This is a genomic window from Novosphingobium indicum (genome assembly GCF_014645195.1).
Taxonomy (GTDB): Bacteria; Pseudomonadota; Alphaproteobacteria; order Sphingomonadales; family Sphingomonadaceae; genus Novosphingobium; species Novosphingobium indicum.
Genome location: NZ_BMLK01000037.1, coordinates 13,383 through 28,338, shown reverse-complemented (window position 1 = coordinate 28,338; position 14,956 = coordinate 13,383). Strand labels below are relative to the sequence as shown.

18 protein-coding genes are annotated in these 14,956 nt (G+C 65.9%); 14 read left to right on the top strand and 4 right to left on the bottom strand.

Translation table 11 applies throughout. From position 1 onward, the window contains the following. The first annotated feature begins 135 nt into the window (after positions 1-135). Genes IEX64_RS22270 through IEX64_RS22260 form a run of 3 tightly spaced genes read left to right on the top strand, consistent with a single transcriptional unit; the run spans position 136 to position 2,398 of the window. A complete protein-coding gene (locus IEX64_RS22270; protein WP_188823408.1) occupies positions 136-1,047 on the top strand; it encodes a hypothetical protein in 912 nt (303 codons plus the stop codon). Between the two features lie 3 nt (positions 1,048-1,050). Continuing rightward, positions 1,051-1,701 (top strand): hypothetical protein, encoded by a 651-nt coding sequence (locus IEX64_RS22265; protein ID WP_188823406.1) that lies wholly within the window; start codon positions 1,051-1,053, stop codon positions 1,699-1,701. A 1-nt stretch (position 1,702) separates the two neighbouring features. After that, positions 1,703-2,398 carry a hypothetical protein gene (locus IEX64_RS22260; protein WP_188823404.1) on the top strand — a complete coding sequence of 232 codons (696 nt, stop codon included), beginning with the start codon at positions 1,703-1,705 and terminating at the stop codon, positions 2,396-2,398. Positions 2,399-2,559: 161 nt separating this feature from the next. Here the strand turns inward: IEX64_RS22260 and IEX64_RS22255 are convergent, their stop codons facing one another. Together IEX64_RS22255 and IEX64_RS22250 are read right to left on the bottom strand one after the other, a co-directional pair. After that, positions 2,560-2,964, bottom strand: coding sequence for a hypothetical protein (locus tag IEX64_RS22255; RefSeq protein ID WP_229710650.1), 405 nt, complete (start codon positions 2,962-2,964; stop codon positions 2,560-2,562). A gap of 11 nt (positions 2,965-2,975) precedes the next feature. After that, positions 2,976-3,728 carry a hypothetical protein gene (locus tag IEX64_RS22250; protein WP_188823402.1) on the bottom strand — a complete coding sequence of 251 codons (753 nt, stop codon included), beginning with the start codon at positions 3,726-3,728 and terminating at the stop codon, positions 2,976-2,978. A 451-nt stretch (positions 3,729-4,179) separates the two neighbouring features. On the opposite strand from IEX64_RS22250, the gene trbB reads away from it, so the two are divergent. The 11 genes from trbB to IEX64_RS22195 are packed head-to-tail and all read left to right on the top strand — an operon-like array spanning position 4,180 to position 13,685. Continuing rightward, positions 4,180-5,166 carry a P-type conjugative transfer ATPase TrbB gene (gene trbB / locus IEX64_RS22245; RefSeq protein ID WP_188823400.1) on the top strand — a complete coding sequence of 329 codons (987 nt, stop codon included), beginning with the start codon at positions 4,180-4,182 and terminating at the stop codon, positions 5,164-5,166. Then, positions 5,163-5,498 carry a TrbC/VirB2 family type IV secretion system protein gene (locus IEX64_RS22240; RefSeq protein ID WP_188823398.1) on the top strand — a complete coding sequence of 112 codons (336 nt, stop codon included), beginning with the start codon at positions 5,163-5,165 and terminating at the stop codon, positions 5,496-5,498. Before trbB ends, IEX64_RS22240 begins: the two co-directional genes overlap by 4 nt. Next, the gene (locus IEX64_RS22235) at positions 5,495-5,776 is read left to right on the top strand and encodes a VirB3 family type IV secretion system protein (protein ID WP_188823395.1); all 282 of its coding nucleotides are present in this window, start codon (positions 5,495-5,497) and stop codon (positions 5,774-5,776) included. Before IEX64_RS22240 ends, IEX64_RS22235 begins: the two co-directional genes overlap by 4 nt. Beyond that, positions 5,773-8,244: a conjugal transfer protein TrbE gene (gene trbE / locus IEX64_RS22230; RefSeq protein ID WP_188823393.1), complete on the top strand. Its 2,472-nt coding sequence runs from the start codon at positions 5,773-5,775 to the stop codon at positions 8,242-8,244. Before IEX64_RS22235 ends, trbE begins: the two co-directional genes overlap by 4 nt. Positions 8,245-8,270: 26 nt before the next feature. Next, complete coding sequence (trbJ, locus tag IEX64_RS22225) at positions 8,271-8,957, top strand: P-type conjugative transfer protein TrbJ (protein WP_188823415.1); 687 nt, start codon at positions 8,271-8,273, stop codon at positions 8,955-8,957. A gap of 10 nt (positions 8,958-8,967) precedes the next feature. Beyond that, positions 8,968-9,246, top strand: a complete 279-nt coding sequence (gene trbK-alt, locus IEX64_RS22220; protein ID WP_188823391.1) for a putative entry exclusion protein TrbK-alt — start codon at positions 8,968-8,970, stop codon at positions 9,244-9,246. Beyond that, positions 9,243-10,604, top strand: a complete 1,362-nt coding sequence (gene trbL / locus IEX64_RS22215; RefSeq protein WP_188823388.1) for a P-type conjugative transfer protein TrbL — start codon at positions 9,243-9,245, stop codon at positions 10,602-10,604. Before trbK-alt ends, trbL begins: the two co-directional genes overlap by 4 nt. After that, positions 10,605-11,288 carry a conjugal transfer protein TrbF gene (gene trbF / locus IEX64_RS22210; protein ID WP_188823386.1) on the top strand — a complete coding sequence of 228 codons (684 nt, stop codon included), beginning with the start codon at positions 10,605-10,607 and terminating at the stop codon, positions 11,286-11,288. It begins immediately after the preceding gene. Beyond that, positions 11,285-12,298, top strand: a complete 1,014-nt coding sequence (gene trbG / locus IEX64_RS22205; RefSeq protein WP_188823384.1) for a P-type conjugative transfer protein TrbG — start codon at positions 11,285-11,287, stop codon at positions 12,296-12,298. The genes trbF and trbG overlap by 4 nt, the downstream gene beginning before the upstream one ends. Then, entirely contained in the window at positions 12,295-13,467 is a 1,173-nt protein-coding gene (locus IEX64_RS22200; RefSeq protein WP_188823382.1) for a TraB/TrbI/VirB10 family type IV secretion system protein, read from the top strand. The genes trbG and IEX64_RS22200 overlap by 4 nt, the downstream gene beginning before the upstream one ends. Continuing rightward, entirely contained in the window at positions 13,464-13,685 is a 222-nt protein-coding gene (locus IEX64_RS22195; protein ID WP_188823380.1) for a DUF2274 domain-containing protein, read from the top strand. Before IEX64_RS22200 ends, IEX64_RS22195 begins: the two co-directional genes overlap by 4 nt. Before the next feature lie 17 nt (positions 13,686-13,702). Here the strand turns inward: IEX64_RS22195 and IEX64_RS22190 are convergent, their stop codons facing one another. Both IEX64_RS22190 and IEX64_RS22185 read right to left on the bottom strand, forming a co-directional pair. Next, positions 13,703-13,999, bottom strand: coding sequence for an EexN family lipoprotein (locus tag IEX64_RS22190; RefSeq protein ID WP_188823378.1), 297 nt, complete (start codon positions 13,997-13,999; stop codon positions 13,703-13,705). Continuing rightward, positions 13,996-14,943, bottom strand: a complete 948-nt coding sequence (locus tag IEX64_RS22185) for a LysR family transcriptional regulator (protein ID WP_188823377.1) — start codon at positions 14,941-14,943, stop codon at positions 13,996-13,998. Before IEX64_RS22185 ends, IEX64_RS22190 begins: the two co-directional genes overlap by 4 nt. Between the last annotated feature and the right edge of the window lie 13 nt (positions 14,944-14,956).

Below are 14,956 nucleotides of genomic sequence, written 5' to 3'. Positions count from 1 at the left end.
CCCCACGAATGCGCCAACTACTTCAAATCATGCGGGTACGAACCAGAATGATCGAAAACCGCTCTAAATAGGCCGGCTCCTCCCGGATGATTACAAAGGTTGCTCAAGATTTTGTGGCTTTAGGAGGGGGCGGGTGTGAGCACGGGTTATTTCACGGACCGCGAGTATGGCGTGCGGCCAGCAATATCGGAAACTGTTGACGAGCGCGTCTGGGGAGCCCTCCACGCGCTGATCGACATGCGGATTGGAAGCGGCGCGTTCGGTTTTCGGTTCACCGACCAATGTCCGGACGGAAACGGGCCGTGCGGTTGCGATCGGCAAGCCTTTGCGCAATTTCTCCAAGCCGAGGTCCCTTGGATCGACTGGCCGCTGCGACGGAGCGAACTGCCCGAAACGCCGGTCGTGCTCGACCTGCTGGAGTTCTGCGCCAAGGCGGTCGGCGAACCCATCCTCGGCAGCTACCACTCTTATTATGGCCACCATCACATGACATGGGACCGAGCCGCGGGTCTCGCCTCGTTCGTCGCGGACGTGAATCTCCTGTTTCAACGGAACGGCATCGCCTTTAAGCTCAATGCCGATGGCTACGCACAGCGGATTCTTCCGCAGCCGGTCGCGCAGGCACTTGGCTGGCAAATGTTCGCGACTGGTGAAGCAGAGTTGGATCGTCTGCTGGAATACGCTCGCTCCCGCTTCCTCTCGCCAAAACTCGACGATCGCCGGGACGCGACCGAAAAGCTGTGGGACGCCTTTGAGCGCATGAAGACGCTCGAGCCCGGTTCGAGCAAGCGAGCCCAAGCCGATGCTCTCCTGGATCGCGCCGCCGCTCCCGGAACGGGGATGCGTGACGCGCTCGCAGCCGAGGCGAAGGCGCTCACCTCCATCGGCAACAGCTTGCGCATTCGCCATTCTGAGGTGACGCAGGAAATGATTGATCGGTCGGAGAAGCTGGACTGGCTCTTCGTCCGTATGTTTGGCTTTGTACGGCTGCTCTTGCTGGCGTCCGGGCGGAGCGCCCAGCCAACGTCCGCAGGGGGGAATAATTAGAGGATGAACATCGATGTTTCGAAGGCGGATGTCGGGGTTGCGGTGGGAACCGCCACCGCCATCGCCGGTATCCTCGCGCACCTGAAATTCGACAGTTCGGTCACGACGGCGATGACAGCAGCGGGCGTCATCGCGACCGCATTGTCGAGCTATTTCAAGTCGCGCAGCGCGGCCAGGAGCGCGCGAGATTCCGAGAAGAGCGCGAGGGACAGCGCGCGCGAAGTGGCCAACATCGCGGCCACGACCTCGACCGATAACACCGCCAAGACTGTGCTGGTGCAGACGGTCACCGCGGAGCGCGCGAAATGGCGGGCCGAGATGCGGGATCAGACTGAACGGCTGGTGGCGCTCCTTCGCGCCCATGAGCGGGGCGGACCCGAGGCTGACTGGGAACAGGTCGACCGCCTGCGGACCGGGATTCGGCTGCGCCTCAATCCGACTGGCCGCACGCCGCCGCCTGCCGGTGGTGACACGCATGATGCGGATCGCGCGGTGCACCACGTGCTCGATGCCATCGCCACCGCAGGCAAGTCAGGGACGGCGCCGCACGCCGCTTTGGCCAACCAGCTCGAGGAGCACATGGCGGTCCTCCTCAAGGGCGAATGGGACAAGTCGAAGCGCGAGGCGGTATCGGGCAAGCTTGGCGTCCCGTGATGTGATGCCGGCGAGTCGGCGACGCCGTGTAGACTGTGCCGCGGCGCCCCTCGCGAGGGTGTATGGAGATGAGATGAGCTATCCGACTTTCGATGACCTGCCCTTCAACAAGCGGCCGGACCTTTCGCCGTACCTGATCCATCTGACCAAGAACACGAAGCGCAAGGATGATTATTCGGCCTACGAGAATCTAGTGAACATCCTCCAGAAGGGAACGATCTGGGGCAGCGGAAAAGCTGGATTCATCCGCGGCGGCAAGGAGGCTGCATGCTTCATGGACGTGCCGTTCGCCTCGCTCAAATATGTGCTCACTCCCGAAAACATGAAGGCGGACGATCCTCGTTACGAACCTTATGGCATCATCGTGGGCAAGGCCTCCGGATACAAGCGCGGCCTGCGGCCGGTGCTTTATCTTTCCGACAAGGAAGTTCGGCAGCTCGGCATACCCAAGGCCGAGCAATGGCGGGTCGTTCGACTTGAGCAGCGCGACAGCGGCTGGGTGAGCTGGGTTCACGAGCGCGAATGGCGGTGCGAGGGCGATTTCAAGCTGCGCTCCACGGTGCCGGCGGTGATCGTCCGCAATCTGAAATACGCAAAGCGCCTCCGCGAGCAGCTCGCCGACGAGCCGAAAAAATTCAAATGCGTCCCCGACGCGATCCTGCCCGCCAGCATGATCTGCCAGGGTCTTCTCAAATGAGCGTGGTCCCCCGACCGCTAGAGTTCAAGCGGCCCCGTCCGGCGTCATCGTCAAGATTGGCTGGCCGGGGAACATGGCGCGGAGGGCGTCGAACGAAATCGGCTGTGCCGCGATGTCCTCCTCCAGGCCGTATGATCCTTCGAAGCTGAATTTCTGGCGGACTAGGATATTCGTCGGGTCGAGCACGAAGATGCCGACCGGCCTGGCGCCACGCACGCGCCACTCATTGTAGGCACCCGGCTCGGTATCGTCGACCGAGCATCGAAGGTCGCATCGGAGAGCACCGCGCCGAGCGATTGGTTGACGCCGGCATCGTCATAGGCGCCGGCATCGCCATGGTGGACGCGAAGCACATCCTCAGCCGCGCGCGGCTCGAGGATCACGCCGACCGATCTCGTCACATTCATGTGGTGGCCATGCGTCAGGACGGAACAGGACAGCGGCCAAGGCTCCTTTCCCGCGAGCACCTGCTTGAGGTCGGACGGGAAATCGACGCCTTTGCGCATCAAGGCATTGGCCGAGAAATGCACGATCAGCGCCTGCCGCGCGTCGAGCTTCGCCAGCAAGTCTTAGTGCGTCATGGCGCCCAGTCCGCGTGCGCGTCGCCGCGCAGGTCGTCAAACCCGGTCGGGAAGCCCGCCACGACATCCCGCGCCACCTTGTCGATCGCTGTCGCCGTGCCGTCGTCGAAGCCAGCACGCATGACTTGGAAACGTTGCACCGACCAGATCGCGAGATCGGCGAGCTGCAGCCCCAGCACCATTTGGGATGGCGCGATGATAGGCCCGCCGCCGACCAGGAACGTCGCCTCCGGCCAGTGCTCCACCTTCGGTCCGGCTATTGGGCTGTCCTGGTCGAGCCACAGCATCGCCGGCCGGGTGCCAGCCGCAAGGCGCTCGACGACGCTGCGGACCAGCACCCGTCGCAGTCCGTGCTTGAACCCGACGCCGACCTTGCCGATTTTCTCGGCGTCCTTCCTGATCTTGGGATATTGCCCTTTCGGCAACCAGACTGCGCCGATGCGTCCGGCATGGATCGACATCTGTTCGGCGACGAACGCCAGCGCAGCAACGCGTTCTTCCTCGCTCCGCCCTTTCCAGGCGCGGTTTCCCGTTGCGATGTCGGTCGCGTGAAACTCGGCGACGCCATATTGGTCGAGCGCGGCCGTCATTGCGCCATCGAGCGCAGCATAGTTTTCGGATGCCATCTGGACGGCGACGAGTATCCTGAGGTCCGGCCGCAACTTCGCGACGGGCTGCCCGGCGATATCCGTGTCGTCGCAGAAGACCAGGGTTCGCCCGGCTACCGCAAATTGATCAGCCAACGACATGTCCGACGCGGGATCAACTAAAAGCACTTGATCTGAGGCGGGAGACTGGATCGGCATCCGATGTCTGTAGCAAATTTCGCTCGACTGTCCCGCGCAACTTGCGAACGACAATATCGGTCAAAAGCCGTCAGATTGCGTGGCGCGGGGGGATGACAGCTAGGTCCCAATTTGGGCCGAGCGATTGGGCGCGAACGAAGAGCGGCTTTTGGAAGTTTCAATGTGCTCGGCAACGGTCGCTTTGTGGGCGTAAGCCACAAAGACGCTACATGATTCGCTCCAAAAGAGGCGCTCCGTCGGTTGGTTGATGCGTCATCACCTACGCTGCTCCCTGTATTGCTTCGCCACACTACGACGCCCACGTTTAGTTGTTGAACTGCCGCCCTTTCTGTCTCTCTTGATGTGCCCCTGACGCCGGGCGGCGGTTCGCCCGGGCCAACCTAGGGGCCATTTCTTGACCGTTCACCCGATCCGCTCCGAAGCCATGTCACGCGGTGCGCGGATGCTGCGCACGGCGCTCGGGGCCTCGATAGCGGCCTGGCTTGAAGACCCCGCCATCATCGAAGTGATGCTCAACCCCGATGGCCGCCTCTGGGTCGATCGGCTGGGGGAAGGCATCAGCGACACCGGCAATACGCTGACCGCCGCGGACGGCGAACGCATCGTGCGTCTTGTCGCGCATCATGTCGGTGTCGAGGTTCATGTGCGCAGCCCTCGCGTTTCGGCCGAGCTGCCGGAAGGCGGCGAGCGGTTCGAGGGTTTGCTGCCACCTGTGGTGGCGAATCCGGCTTTCGCGATCCGCAAGCCCGCCGTCGCGGTCTTCACGCTCGACGACTATGTGCGCGCCGGGATCATGTCGGCGGCCGAGGCGGCAACGCTGCGCGAAGGCGTCGAGACCCGCGCCAACATTCTCGTGGCCGGCGGCACCGGCAGCGGCAAGACCACTCTGGTCAATGCGCTGCTGGCCGAAGTCGCCAAGACCCAGGACCGCATCGTCCTGATCGAGGACACGCGCGAGCTGCAATGCGCCGCGCCGAACCTTGTGGCGATGCGGACCAAGGATGGCGTGGTCTCGCTGTCCGATCTCGTCCGCTCCTCGCTGCGCCTGCGGCCTGATCGCATCCCCATTGGCGAGGTGCGCGGCGCCGAGGCGCTGGACCTTCTCAAAGCCTGGGGCACCGGCCACCCCGGCGGCGTCGGCACCATCCATGCCGGCTCCGCCCTCGGTGCGCTGCGCCGCATGGAGCAGCTCATCCAGGAGGCCGTCGTCACGGTGCCCCGTGCGCTGCTGGCCGAAACCATCAACCTCATTGCTGTGCTGGTCCGCGACGGGACCGGCCGCCGGCTCTGCGAGCTGGCCCGCGTCGAAGGGCTCGACGCCGCAACCGGCGACTACCGCCTCAAGCCGCTCTCCACCCTCCAGCCGGGAGTCCTCCCATGATCCATGCCGTTCGGCATGGCGCCCGCCGCGCCATGCTCGCCGCCTCCGCCAGCATCGTCGCCCTCACCATTTCCGCGCCCGCCCATGCCTCGGGTTCGTCGATGCCGTGGGAAGCGCCTCTGCAATCCATCCTCGAAAGCATCGAGGGGCCGGTCGCCAAGATCATCGCGGTGATGATCATCATCATTACCGGCCTGACGCTGGCGTTTGGCGATACGTCGGGCGGCGCGCGCAGGCTGATCCAGATCGTGTTCGGCCTGTCGATCGCGTTCGCGGCGTCGAGCTTCTTCCTGTCGTTCTTCTCGTTCGGCGGCGGGGCGCTGGTCGCATGAGCGACGCGGCCGATCCTGGCGAACCGATCGCGGGCTTCCATGCGCCGGTCCATCGGGCGCTGACCGAGCCGATCTTGCTCGGCGGCGCCCCGCGCGCGCTCGCCATCGTCAACGGCACGCTGGCAGGGGCCATCGGCCTGGGCCTGCGGCTCTGGATCGCGGGCTTGGTGATCTGGGCGTTCGGACATGCGCTGTCGGTCTGGGCCGCGCGGCGCGATCCCCAATTCGTGGACGTGGCCCGCCGCCACCTCCGTTACCCGGCGTGGATGCGGCCATGATGAGCTTGCGCGAATGCCGCAACAAGGCCGCGCATCTGACCGACTTCCTGCCCTGGGCGGCCCTGGTCGGCGAAGGCGTCGTGCTCAACAAAGACGGCTCGTTCCAGCGCACCGCGCGCTTTCGCGGGCCCGATCTCGACAGCGCCACGCCTGCGGAGCTGGTCGCCACCACGGCGCGGCTGAACAACGCGCTGCGTCGCCTGGGCTCGGGCTGGGCGATCTTCGTCGAAGCGCAGCGCACGCCCGCGCTCGACTACCCGGACTCCATCTTCCCCGATCCGGTTTCGGCGCTGGTGGACATGGAGCGGCGCGAGCAGTTCCGCGAGGACGGAGCGCATTTCGAGAGCCGTTATTTCCTCACCCTGCTGTGGATGCCTCCCGCCGAGGACGCGGCCCGCGCCGAAGGATGGCTCTACGAGGGCAAGTCCAGCACCGGCGTCGATCCGTGGGGACTGCTGGCGAGCTTCACCGACCGCAGCGACAGGGTGCTGAGCTTGGTCGACGGTTTCGTGCCCGAGGTCCGCTGGCTCGATGACGCCGAGACCCTGACCTATCTGCACTCGACCGTCTCGACGCGGCGCCAGCGCGTGCGCGTGCCCGAGACGCCGATGTATCTCGACGCGCTGCTGGCCGATGAGCCGTTGACGGGCGGGCTCGAACCGCGCCTGGGCGAGCATCATCTGCGCACGCTCACCATCGTCGGCTTTCCCAGCGCCACCTTTCCCGGATTGCTCGACGAGCTGAACCGGCTCGCCTTCGAATATCGCTGGTCGACGCGGGCGATCATGCTCGACAAGACCGACGCGACCAAGCTGCTGACGAAGATCAGGCGGCAATGGTTCGCCAAGCGCAAATCCGTCGCCGCCATCCTCAAGGAGGTGATGACCAACGAGGCCTCGGCCCTGCTGGACTCAGACGCTTCCAACAAGGCCGCCGACGCCGACACCGCCCTGCAGGAACTGGGCGCCGACTATGCCAGCATGGCCTATGTCACCGCGACGGTGACGGTATGGGACCGCGATCCGGCGGTCGTGGCCGAAAAGCTACGGCTCGCCGAGAAGGTCATCCAGGGCCGCGACTTCACCGTGATCCCTGAGGGGATGAACGCGATCGAGGCATGGCTGGGGAGTCTTCCCGGCCACGCCTACGCCAATGTCCGTCAGCCCCCGATCTCCACGCTCAATCTCGCCCACCTGATCCCCCTGTCAGCGGTGTGGGCGGGGCCAGAACGGGACGAGCATTTCGGCGCTCCCCCCTTGCTGTTCGGCAAGACCGAAGGCTCGACCCCGTTCCGGTTTTCTCTTCACGTCGGCGATGTCGGTCATACGCTGATCGTCGGCCCGACCGGCGCGGGCAAGTCGGTGCTGCTCGCGCTGATGGCGATGCAATTCCGCCGTTACGAAAACGCCCAGATCTTCGCCTTCGATTTCGGCGGCTCGATCCGCGCCGCCGCGATCGGCATGGGCGGCGACTGGCAGGATCTCGGCGGGATGCTCGCCGACGAAGCCGGCGAAGGTGTGCAGCTCCAGCCGCTCGCCCGCATTGATGATCCCGCCGAGCGCGCTTGGGCGGCTGAGTGGCTGGCCGCCATCTTCGCGTCCGAAGGCATCGCGGTCGATCCGCAGGCCAAGGAACATATCTGGTCGGCGCTCGGCTCGCTCGCCAGCGCGCCGGCGTCCGAGCGCACCCTGACCGGCCTTGCCGTTCTGTTGCAGAGCCAGCCGCTCAAGCAGGCGCTCGGCTCCTATTGCATCGGCGGTCCCTGGGGTCGGCTGCTCGACGCCGAAGCCGAGCGGATCGGCGAGGCACGTTGCCAAGCGTTCGAGACCGAGGGCCTGGTCGGCGCAGGAGCGGCCGCGGCGGTGCTCTCCTATCTGTTCCACCGCATTGGCGATCGGCTCGACGGCTCGCCCACGCTCATCATCATCGACGAGGGCTGGCTGGTTCTCGACAGCCCGGCCTTCGCGGCCCAACTCCGCGAGTGGCTGAAAACGCTTAGGAAGAAGAACGCCAGCGTCGTCTTCGCCACGCAGAGCCTTGCCGACATCGAAACATCCAGCATCGCGCCGGCCATCATCGAAAGCTGCCCGACGCGCATCTTCCTGCCCAATGAGCGTGCGGCAGAACCGCAGATCGCGGCGATCTATGAACGCTTCGGGCTCAACGCGCGGCAGATCGAGATTCTCAGCCGGGCGACGCCCAAGCGCGACTATTACTGCCAGTCGCGCCGCGGCAACCGCCTGTTCGAGCTGGGCCTGGGCGAGGTGGCGCTGGCTTTCGCCGCAGCCTCGTCGAAGTCCGATCAGCTCGCCATCGCCGAGATCATCGAAACCCACAGCGCCGCCGCCTTCGCCGCCGAATGGCTGCGTCATCGCGGCTGTGCCTGGGCGGCCGAGCTGCTGCCCGAACCCGCGTCCGGCCTCCAGCCCGAACTTCCCCTCACGCCAGAAATCGAGATCATCCCGTGAAATCGCTTGCGCTCCGCCGCGCCCTGATGGCCGGCGCCCTTGCCGTCTCGACCGTCACGCCGATGTTAATCGCCGCGCCGGCCCACGCGCAGTTCGGCGGGATCGTCTATGATCCCAGCAACTACGCGCAGAACGTGCTGACGGCCGCCCGATCGCTCCAGCAGATCAACAACCAGATCCAGCAAATCCAGAACCAGGCGACCTCGCTCCTCAACGAGGCGCGCAATCTCACCTCGCTGCCGTTCAGCTCGCTTGCGACATTGCAGCAACAGGTGCGGCGCACCCAGCAACTCCTCGGCCAGGCGCAGCGCATCGCCTATGATGTCCAGAACATCCAGCAGGCATTCAACGGCCGCTACACCGGCACGGCGCTGACCGGCGATCACGCTCAGATGGTCGCCAACGCCAACGCCCGCTGGGAGGATAGCGTCGGCGCCTTCGAGGACGCGCTGAAGGTGCAGGCCGGCGCTGTCGGCAATATCGAGGGTGCGCGCACCTCGATGGATAGCCTGGTTTCGGCCAGCCAGTCGGCGACGGGCGCCCTGCAAGCGGCGCAGGCCGGCAACCAGCTTCTCGCACTGCAATCGCAGCAGCTCGCAGACCTGACCGCCACGGTCGCTGCGCAGGGCCGGGCGCAGGCGCTCGAATCCGCGCGCCAGGCTGCGGAAGAGGCCGAAGGGCGTGAACGCTTCCGCCGCTTCATGGGCAACTGAGGCGCTACCCATGCTGCATGGAACCTCGCGCACGGCAAAAATCGCAGGCGTGGCGGTGTTGGCCGGTCTGATGATGGCGGTGGCGATCCTCGCCGCCACTAGGGATCGCGCGCCCGCGCCGCCGTCGATGCCTGCGATCGTGCGCGACACCGAAGGGCGCAGCCGGCTCGCCCGCGAATTGGACCGCTGCGCCACGCTCACCATGCCGGACAGCGGGTGCGAGGCGGCCTGGGCGGAAAACCGCCGGCGCTTCTTCCATCAGGACGATCCCGAAGGCGCAGGGCGATGAACGACACCGGCGTCATCGACACCTTCCTGGGTGTCTTCGGAAGCTACATCGACAGCGGATTCGGCCTGCTGGGGGGCGAAGTCGGGTTCCTGTCCTCGACGCTGATCGCGATCGACGTGACCATTGCCGGGCTGTTCTGGGCCTGGGGCGCCGACGAGGACGTGCTCCAGCGGCTCATCAAGAAAACGCTCTATATCGGCTTCTTCGCCTTCATCATCAGCAACTTCCACACCCTCGCGACGATCGTCTTCGAGAGCTTCGCCGGCCTCGGTCTCAAGGCCAGCGGCGACAGCCTGAGCCTGGCCGAGTTCATGAAGCCGGGCAGCATCGCGGCGACCGGGCTTCAGGCCGCCAAGCCGCTGCTGGATGCGGCGGGCCAGATCTCCAGCCTGTGGGCCGTCTTTGCCAACCTCGCGCTGATCCTCGTGCTGCTGATCGCCTGGCTGATCGTGGTCCTGGCCTTCTTCATTATCGCAGTTCAGGTCTTCATCACTCTGATCGAGTTCAAGCTGGTGACGCTGGCGGGTTTCGTCCTGCTGCCCTTTGCCTTCTTCAACCGCACAGCGTTCATGGCCGAGCGTGTATTGGGCCATATCGTATCGACCGGCATCAAGGTGCTGGTCCTGGCGGTCATCACCGGCATCGGCACCACCTTGTTCGGCCAGTTCACCGCCGCGGGCCTCGGCGTCGAACCCGACATCAACCAGGTCATGGCGATTGCGCTCGCGGCGCTATCGCTGCTCGGCCTGGCGATCTTCGGCCCTGGCATCGCCAATGGCGTCGTCTCCGGCGGTCCGCAGCTCGGCGCGGGCGCGGCGGCAGGCACCGCGCTCGCTGCGGGTGGCGCCTTGGTAGGAGGCGCAGCCGCCGCACACCTGGGCGTCGGCGCCGCCGGCTCCGCTATCGGCGCGGCGGGTCGGACGACCGGCGCGGCCGCGCGTGGCGGGGCGCAAATGGCCGGAGGCGCTGCCAGCGCCTACAGCCTCGGCTCGCTCGGCAAGAGTGGCGCTAGCGGGGTCGCAGGCGGCATGGGCGCGGTCGGTCAGGCGGCCGCCAACACCGTCATGTCACCGCTGCGTAAGGCGGCCGCCCGAGGCGGCGAAGCGATCAAGGCCAGCTTCCGCTCCGGCGCGCGTGCGGGCTTCACAACATCGGGCGGCACGATCGCCGGCGGGTCCGCACCCGCCACTGCGGTCGCTGGCGCCTCTGCATCCGGCCCCGCCGCGCCGCCCGCCTGGGCGGCCGCGCTGAAGCGCCGCCAATCCATGACCCACAACGCGACCCTTGCCGCGCACACGCTCAAAGCTGGCGACAGCCACGGCGGCGGCGGCGGTCCCGACATCCGGGAGAAAGACTAGATGTTCCGACGCCCTTCGATCCGCTTTGCGCAGACTCCCGAGCCCGTCACGCCCTATCAAGCCGCCCGGCAGGAATGGGATCGCCGCATCGGCGAGCCGGTCGTGCAAGGGAAGAACTGGCGGCTCGCATTCTTCTGCGCGGCAGCCTTGAACCTCGCCTTGACCGGCGGGCTGATCTGGCAGTCGGCGCGCGGCCATATCGTCCCCTGGGTGGTTCAGGTCGACCGGTTGGGCGAAGCGCAGGCGGTCGCGCCGGCCGAGGCTGGCTATCGGCCTACCGATCCGCAGATCGCGTTCCATCTCGCGCGCTTCATCGAGAATGTCCGCTCGATCCCGGCCGATCCCGTCATCGTCCGCCAGAACTGGCTCAGGGCCTACGACTTCACCACCGACAAGGGCGCGCTGGCGCTCAACGACTACGCCCGCGCCAACGACCCGTTCACTCAGGTCGGCAAGGTCCAGGTCGCCGTGGAGGTTTCCAGCGTCATCCGCGCTTCAGCCGACAGCTTCCGGGTCGCCTGGATCGAACGCCGCTATCAGGACGGCAGTCTCGCCGCCACCGAGCACTGGTCGGCCATTCTCACCATCGTCGTGCAACCGCCGCGTACCCCCGAGGGCCTGCGCAAGAACCCGCTCGGCATTTTCGTCAACGCCTTCAACTGGTCAAAGGAGCTGTCGCAATGACGCGATTTCGTCGTTCCGCCCCGGCGGTCCTGCTCATATCCACCGCGGCCCTGGCCGGCTGCGCCACCTCATCGGTCAAGCCGCCGGCCATCGCTTACGACAACCCGCCGGCAGAGATCGCGGCAACGCTCGCGCCCAAGACGCCCAAGCCCGTCGAGGTCGTGGCCATCCCCGAGCCCTTGCCGCTGCCCGGCCAGTTGAAGCCAGCGCCGGCTGAGCATGCGTTGCCGCTCGAGCCTGCCGATCCGCGCCAGCGAGTCGGGGCGGCCAATGCCGCCGCCCGGATGCAGCCTGAGCGCAACGGCTTCCTCAACGCCATCCAGCAATATCCCTGGGCCGAAGGCACGCTCTATCAGGTCTATGCCGCGCCCGGCCAGGTGACGGACATCGCCCTTCAGCCGGGCGAGCAGCTCGTGGGCGCTGGCCCGGTTGCGGCCGGTGACACCGTGCGCTGGATCATCGGCGACACGACGAGCGGCAGCGGGCCGTCGGCGCGCGTGCATATCCTCGTGAAGCCCACCCGGCCGGACCTATCCACGAATCTCATCATCAACACCGACCGGCGCACCTATCACATGGAGTTGCGCGCGACGGCGGCGACCTACATGGCGTCGGTCTCCTGGACCTATCCGCATGATGCGCTGATCGCGCTTCAGGTGCGCAACGCGGCGGCGGCTGCCGCCGCGCCGGTTGCGACCGGCGTGGATGTCGCCACGCTCAACTTCCGCTACCGCATCGACGGCGACAACGCCCCGTGGAAGCCGTTGCGCGCCTTCGACGATGGACGTCAGGTCTATATCGCGTTTCCGGCCGGGATCTCGCAGGGCGAGATGCCGCCGCTATTCGTGATTGGCGCGGCCGGCGGCGCTGAACTCGCCAACTACCGCGTCCAGGGCCGCTACATGGTGGTGGACCGGCTGTTCGCCGCCGCTGAGCTGCGTCTGGGCGACAAGCACAGCGAACACCATGTTCGCATCGAACGCGCCGACGGACGGAAGGGCCGGCCGTGACCGATCCCGTCGAACCGCCCGCCGCTGAGCCGGCGTCGCCGCATCCCGATCCTGGGGCCTTCCAGCTCCGGGGCGATCCGCCGCGCGTCATGCGCCTGTCCCGCAAGGCCCTGGCCGTTATCGGCATCGCCGCCGGTCTCGGTATCGGCGGCTCGCTCATCTATGCGTTGCGCCCGCTCGCCGAGAAGCAGGCGAAGGAGCTTTACAGCACCGAGACCCGCAACACGGCGGAGACCATCACCTCCGGACCCAAGGACTATACGCAGGCGCCGCGGCTCGGCCCGCCGCTTCCCGGCGATCTCGGCGGCCCGATCGTCTCGGCCCAGCAACGCGGAACGGACGTGCCGGTGCCGGCGGTTGGAGCGAACGGACAGCGCGATCCGCAGGCGCAGGCCGCCGAGGCGGCGAGCCAGCGTGCCGAGCAGGAACGCGACGCAGCGCGCACCAGTTCGGTGTTCCTCGGTCATGGTGCGGCGGGGGCCAGCGCGACTGCGCCGCAGACCAACTCGGCCACCCCAGGTGACCAGAGCGCCAAGCGCGCCTTCATGGCGCAGGCATTCAGCCAGCGCACCGTCAGCGTCGAGCGGCTGACCGCGCCGGCCTCGCCAAACATAGTCCAGGCAGGCAGCATCATTCCCGCCGCGCTCATCACCGGCATTCGTTCGGACCTTCCCGGTCAGATCACCGCTCAGGTGACGCAGAACGTCTATGACAGCCCCACTGGCCGCATCCTGCTCATCCCGCAGGGCGCGCGGCTGATCGGCGAATATGACAGCCAGATCACCGCCGGCCAGACCCGCGTGCTGCTCGCCTGGGATCGTCTGATCCTGCCGGACGGCCGCTCGATCGTGCTCGAGCGCCAGCCCGGCGCCGACGCGGCTGGTTATGCTGGCCTACAGGACAAGGTGAACCAGCATTGGGGCGGTGTATTCAAGGCCGCGATGATTTCTACGCTGCTTGGTGTCGGGACAGAACTAGCCACCGATAATGACAGCGATCTCGTGCGCGCACTGCGGCTCGGCACGCAGGACACCATCAATCAGGCTGGCCAACAGATCGTCCAGCGTCAGCTCACCATACAGCCGACCCTCACGATCCGGCCGGGCTATCCTTTGCGCGTGATCGTCACCCGCGATCTTGTGCTCGAACCTCTTGGAGCGACACGATGACGAAATTGAAGTTAGGGCCGCTTACTGACGACCGGCCGGTTAAGTTGGCCGTGGAGCTGCCGGCTTCCGTCCATCGCGATCTTATCGCTTATGCCGCTGCGCTAGCCGCTGAGACTGGCGGGTCGCCTGCGGCGCCCGAGAAGCTGGTCCCGCCGATGCTTGCCCGGTTCATGGAAACTGACCGCGGCTTTCGCCGCCACCGCGCGCGGGCCGATTGATCCGCTCGGGAAGAGCGTCAATTTCCCATGAAGCGCTTGAAGCGGTCCCGGCCTTCCGCTTCGACAACAGCTTGTTCTGCGTTCGAGCACTCGTCGCCCCGCACAGAGCCATTCGTGCAGCCCGCAACGACCTGGCGGGCCTCTTGGAGATGCGCCGCGAAATACGCCACAGCGCGCGGTTCGGCCGAAAGCGGGGCCGGGGCGATGGCGACGGTCTGGCCGGTCGGCAGGATCACCGGGCGCAGGACGAAGCCGGCGCCGAACCCGGCGATCAACGCAATGACCACGATGATGAGTGTCTTGCCCTGTATCACGCCATCTCCTTTCCCGACTGCTGAGAAGAATGATGCTGGCCCGACAAGGGCGGCAGCGAATAACGTTCGGCTACGAACTCGAGGAAGCGGTGTAGAGCAGCGTTGTCGTTGTCTTCGCGCCAGTAGCCCGAAAAACCGATCCGTATGTGGCCGTTGCTCTCATGGACTTCGCGGAAAACGACACCCGGCACCTGAATCCCGAGGGCCGACTCTGCGACGATCGAAATGAAGCCGCCCAAGGCAATGGCGCTGAGCACTGTGTCGCGGCCGATATCGTCCATATCGATTTCTGGAGTGTAGCCGGGCATCCAGAGTTTGCTCAGGAGCATGTGGCGCGTCTCCGGACCGGGATCGCGTTCGGTGAGCAGAAACCGTTCCCCGTGAAGGTCCGTCCAGTGAATGCGCTCGCGCGAGGCCAGCGGATGGCCTTCCGGCATCGCTACCAGAATGCGCTCGCTCCAGAACGGTCGACTCCTGAGGTTGGGGTACTGAGCCTCGCCGATCATAACCACTATATCGAGCAAGCCGTTTTCAATGCCTTCCAGCAGCATCTGCCGGTTACGCTCGAAACCACGCAACTTGACTCTGGGATAGAAGTCGCGAAACCCGACCAGCGTCGCGCGCAGATTGCCAGCGGTAAAGGAAGTGTAGAAGCCAATCGCCAGCCCTCCGACCTCCCCCGTTCGCGTGTCGCGAACCCAGGCATTCAGCTCTTCGAACTCCTTCACGATGCGTCGAGCAGTCCGAAGGTAGGTTTTCCCGTTCGGCGTCAGCCTCGCCCCACGGGTGCCGCGATCGAACATTGCGATGCCGAGGCGCTGCTCGACGTCAAGGATATGTCGGCTAAGGGTTGCCTGTTTAATGTTCAAATTGCGGGCAGCGCGGCTGAAGCTGCCAGCCTCCGCAGCAGCGATGATATACCTGAGCTTACGTAGCTCAATCACAAGTACCCATTCG

Coding starts and splice junctions, on each gene's coding strand:
- IEX64_RS22235 (WP_188823395.1), top strand. CDS start 5,495: ATGAGCGACGCGGCCGATCCTGGCGAACCGATCGCGGGCTTCCATGCG.
- trbE (WP_188823393.1), top strand. CDS start 5,773: ATGATGAGCTTGCGCGAATGCCGCAACAAGGCCGCGCATCTGACCGAC.
- IEX64_RS22240 (WP_188823398.1), top strand. CDS start 5,163: ATGATCCATGCCGTTCGGCATGGCGCCCGCCGCGCCATGCTCGCCGCC.
- IEX64_RS22195 (WP_188823380.1), top strand. CDS start 13,464: ATGACGAAATTGAAGTTAGGGCCGCTTACTGACGACCGGCCGGTTAAG.
- trbG (WP_188823384.1), top strand. CDS start 11,285: ATGACGCGATTTCGTCGTTCCGCCCCGGCGGTCCTGCTCATATCCACC.
- trbF (WP_188823386.1), top strand. CDS start 10,605: ATGTTCCGACGCCCTTCGATCCGCTTTGCGCAGACTCCCGAGCCCGTC.
- trbK-alt (WP_188823391.1), top strand. CDS start 8,968: ATGCTGCATGGAACCTCGCGCACGGCAAAAATCGCAGGCGTGGCGGTG.
- trbJ (WP_188823415.1), top strand. CDS start 8,271: ATGGCCGGCGCCCTTGCCGTCTCGACCGTCACGCCGATGTTAATCGCC.
- trbL (WP_188823388.1), top strand. CDS start 9,243: ATGAACGACACCGGCGTCATCGACACCTTCCTGGGTGTCTTCGGAAGC.
- IEX64_RS22250 (WP_188823402.1), bottom strand. CDS start 3,728: ATGTCGTTGGCTGATCAATTTGCGGTAGCCGGGCGAACCCTGGTCTTC.
- IEX64_RS22265 (WP_188823406.1), top strand. CDS start 1,051: ATGAACATCGATGTTTCGAAGGCGGATGTCGGGGTTGCGGTGGGAACC.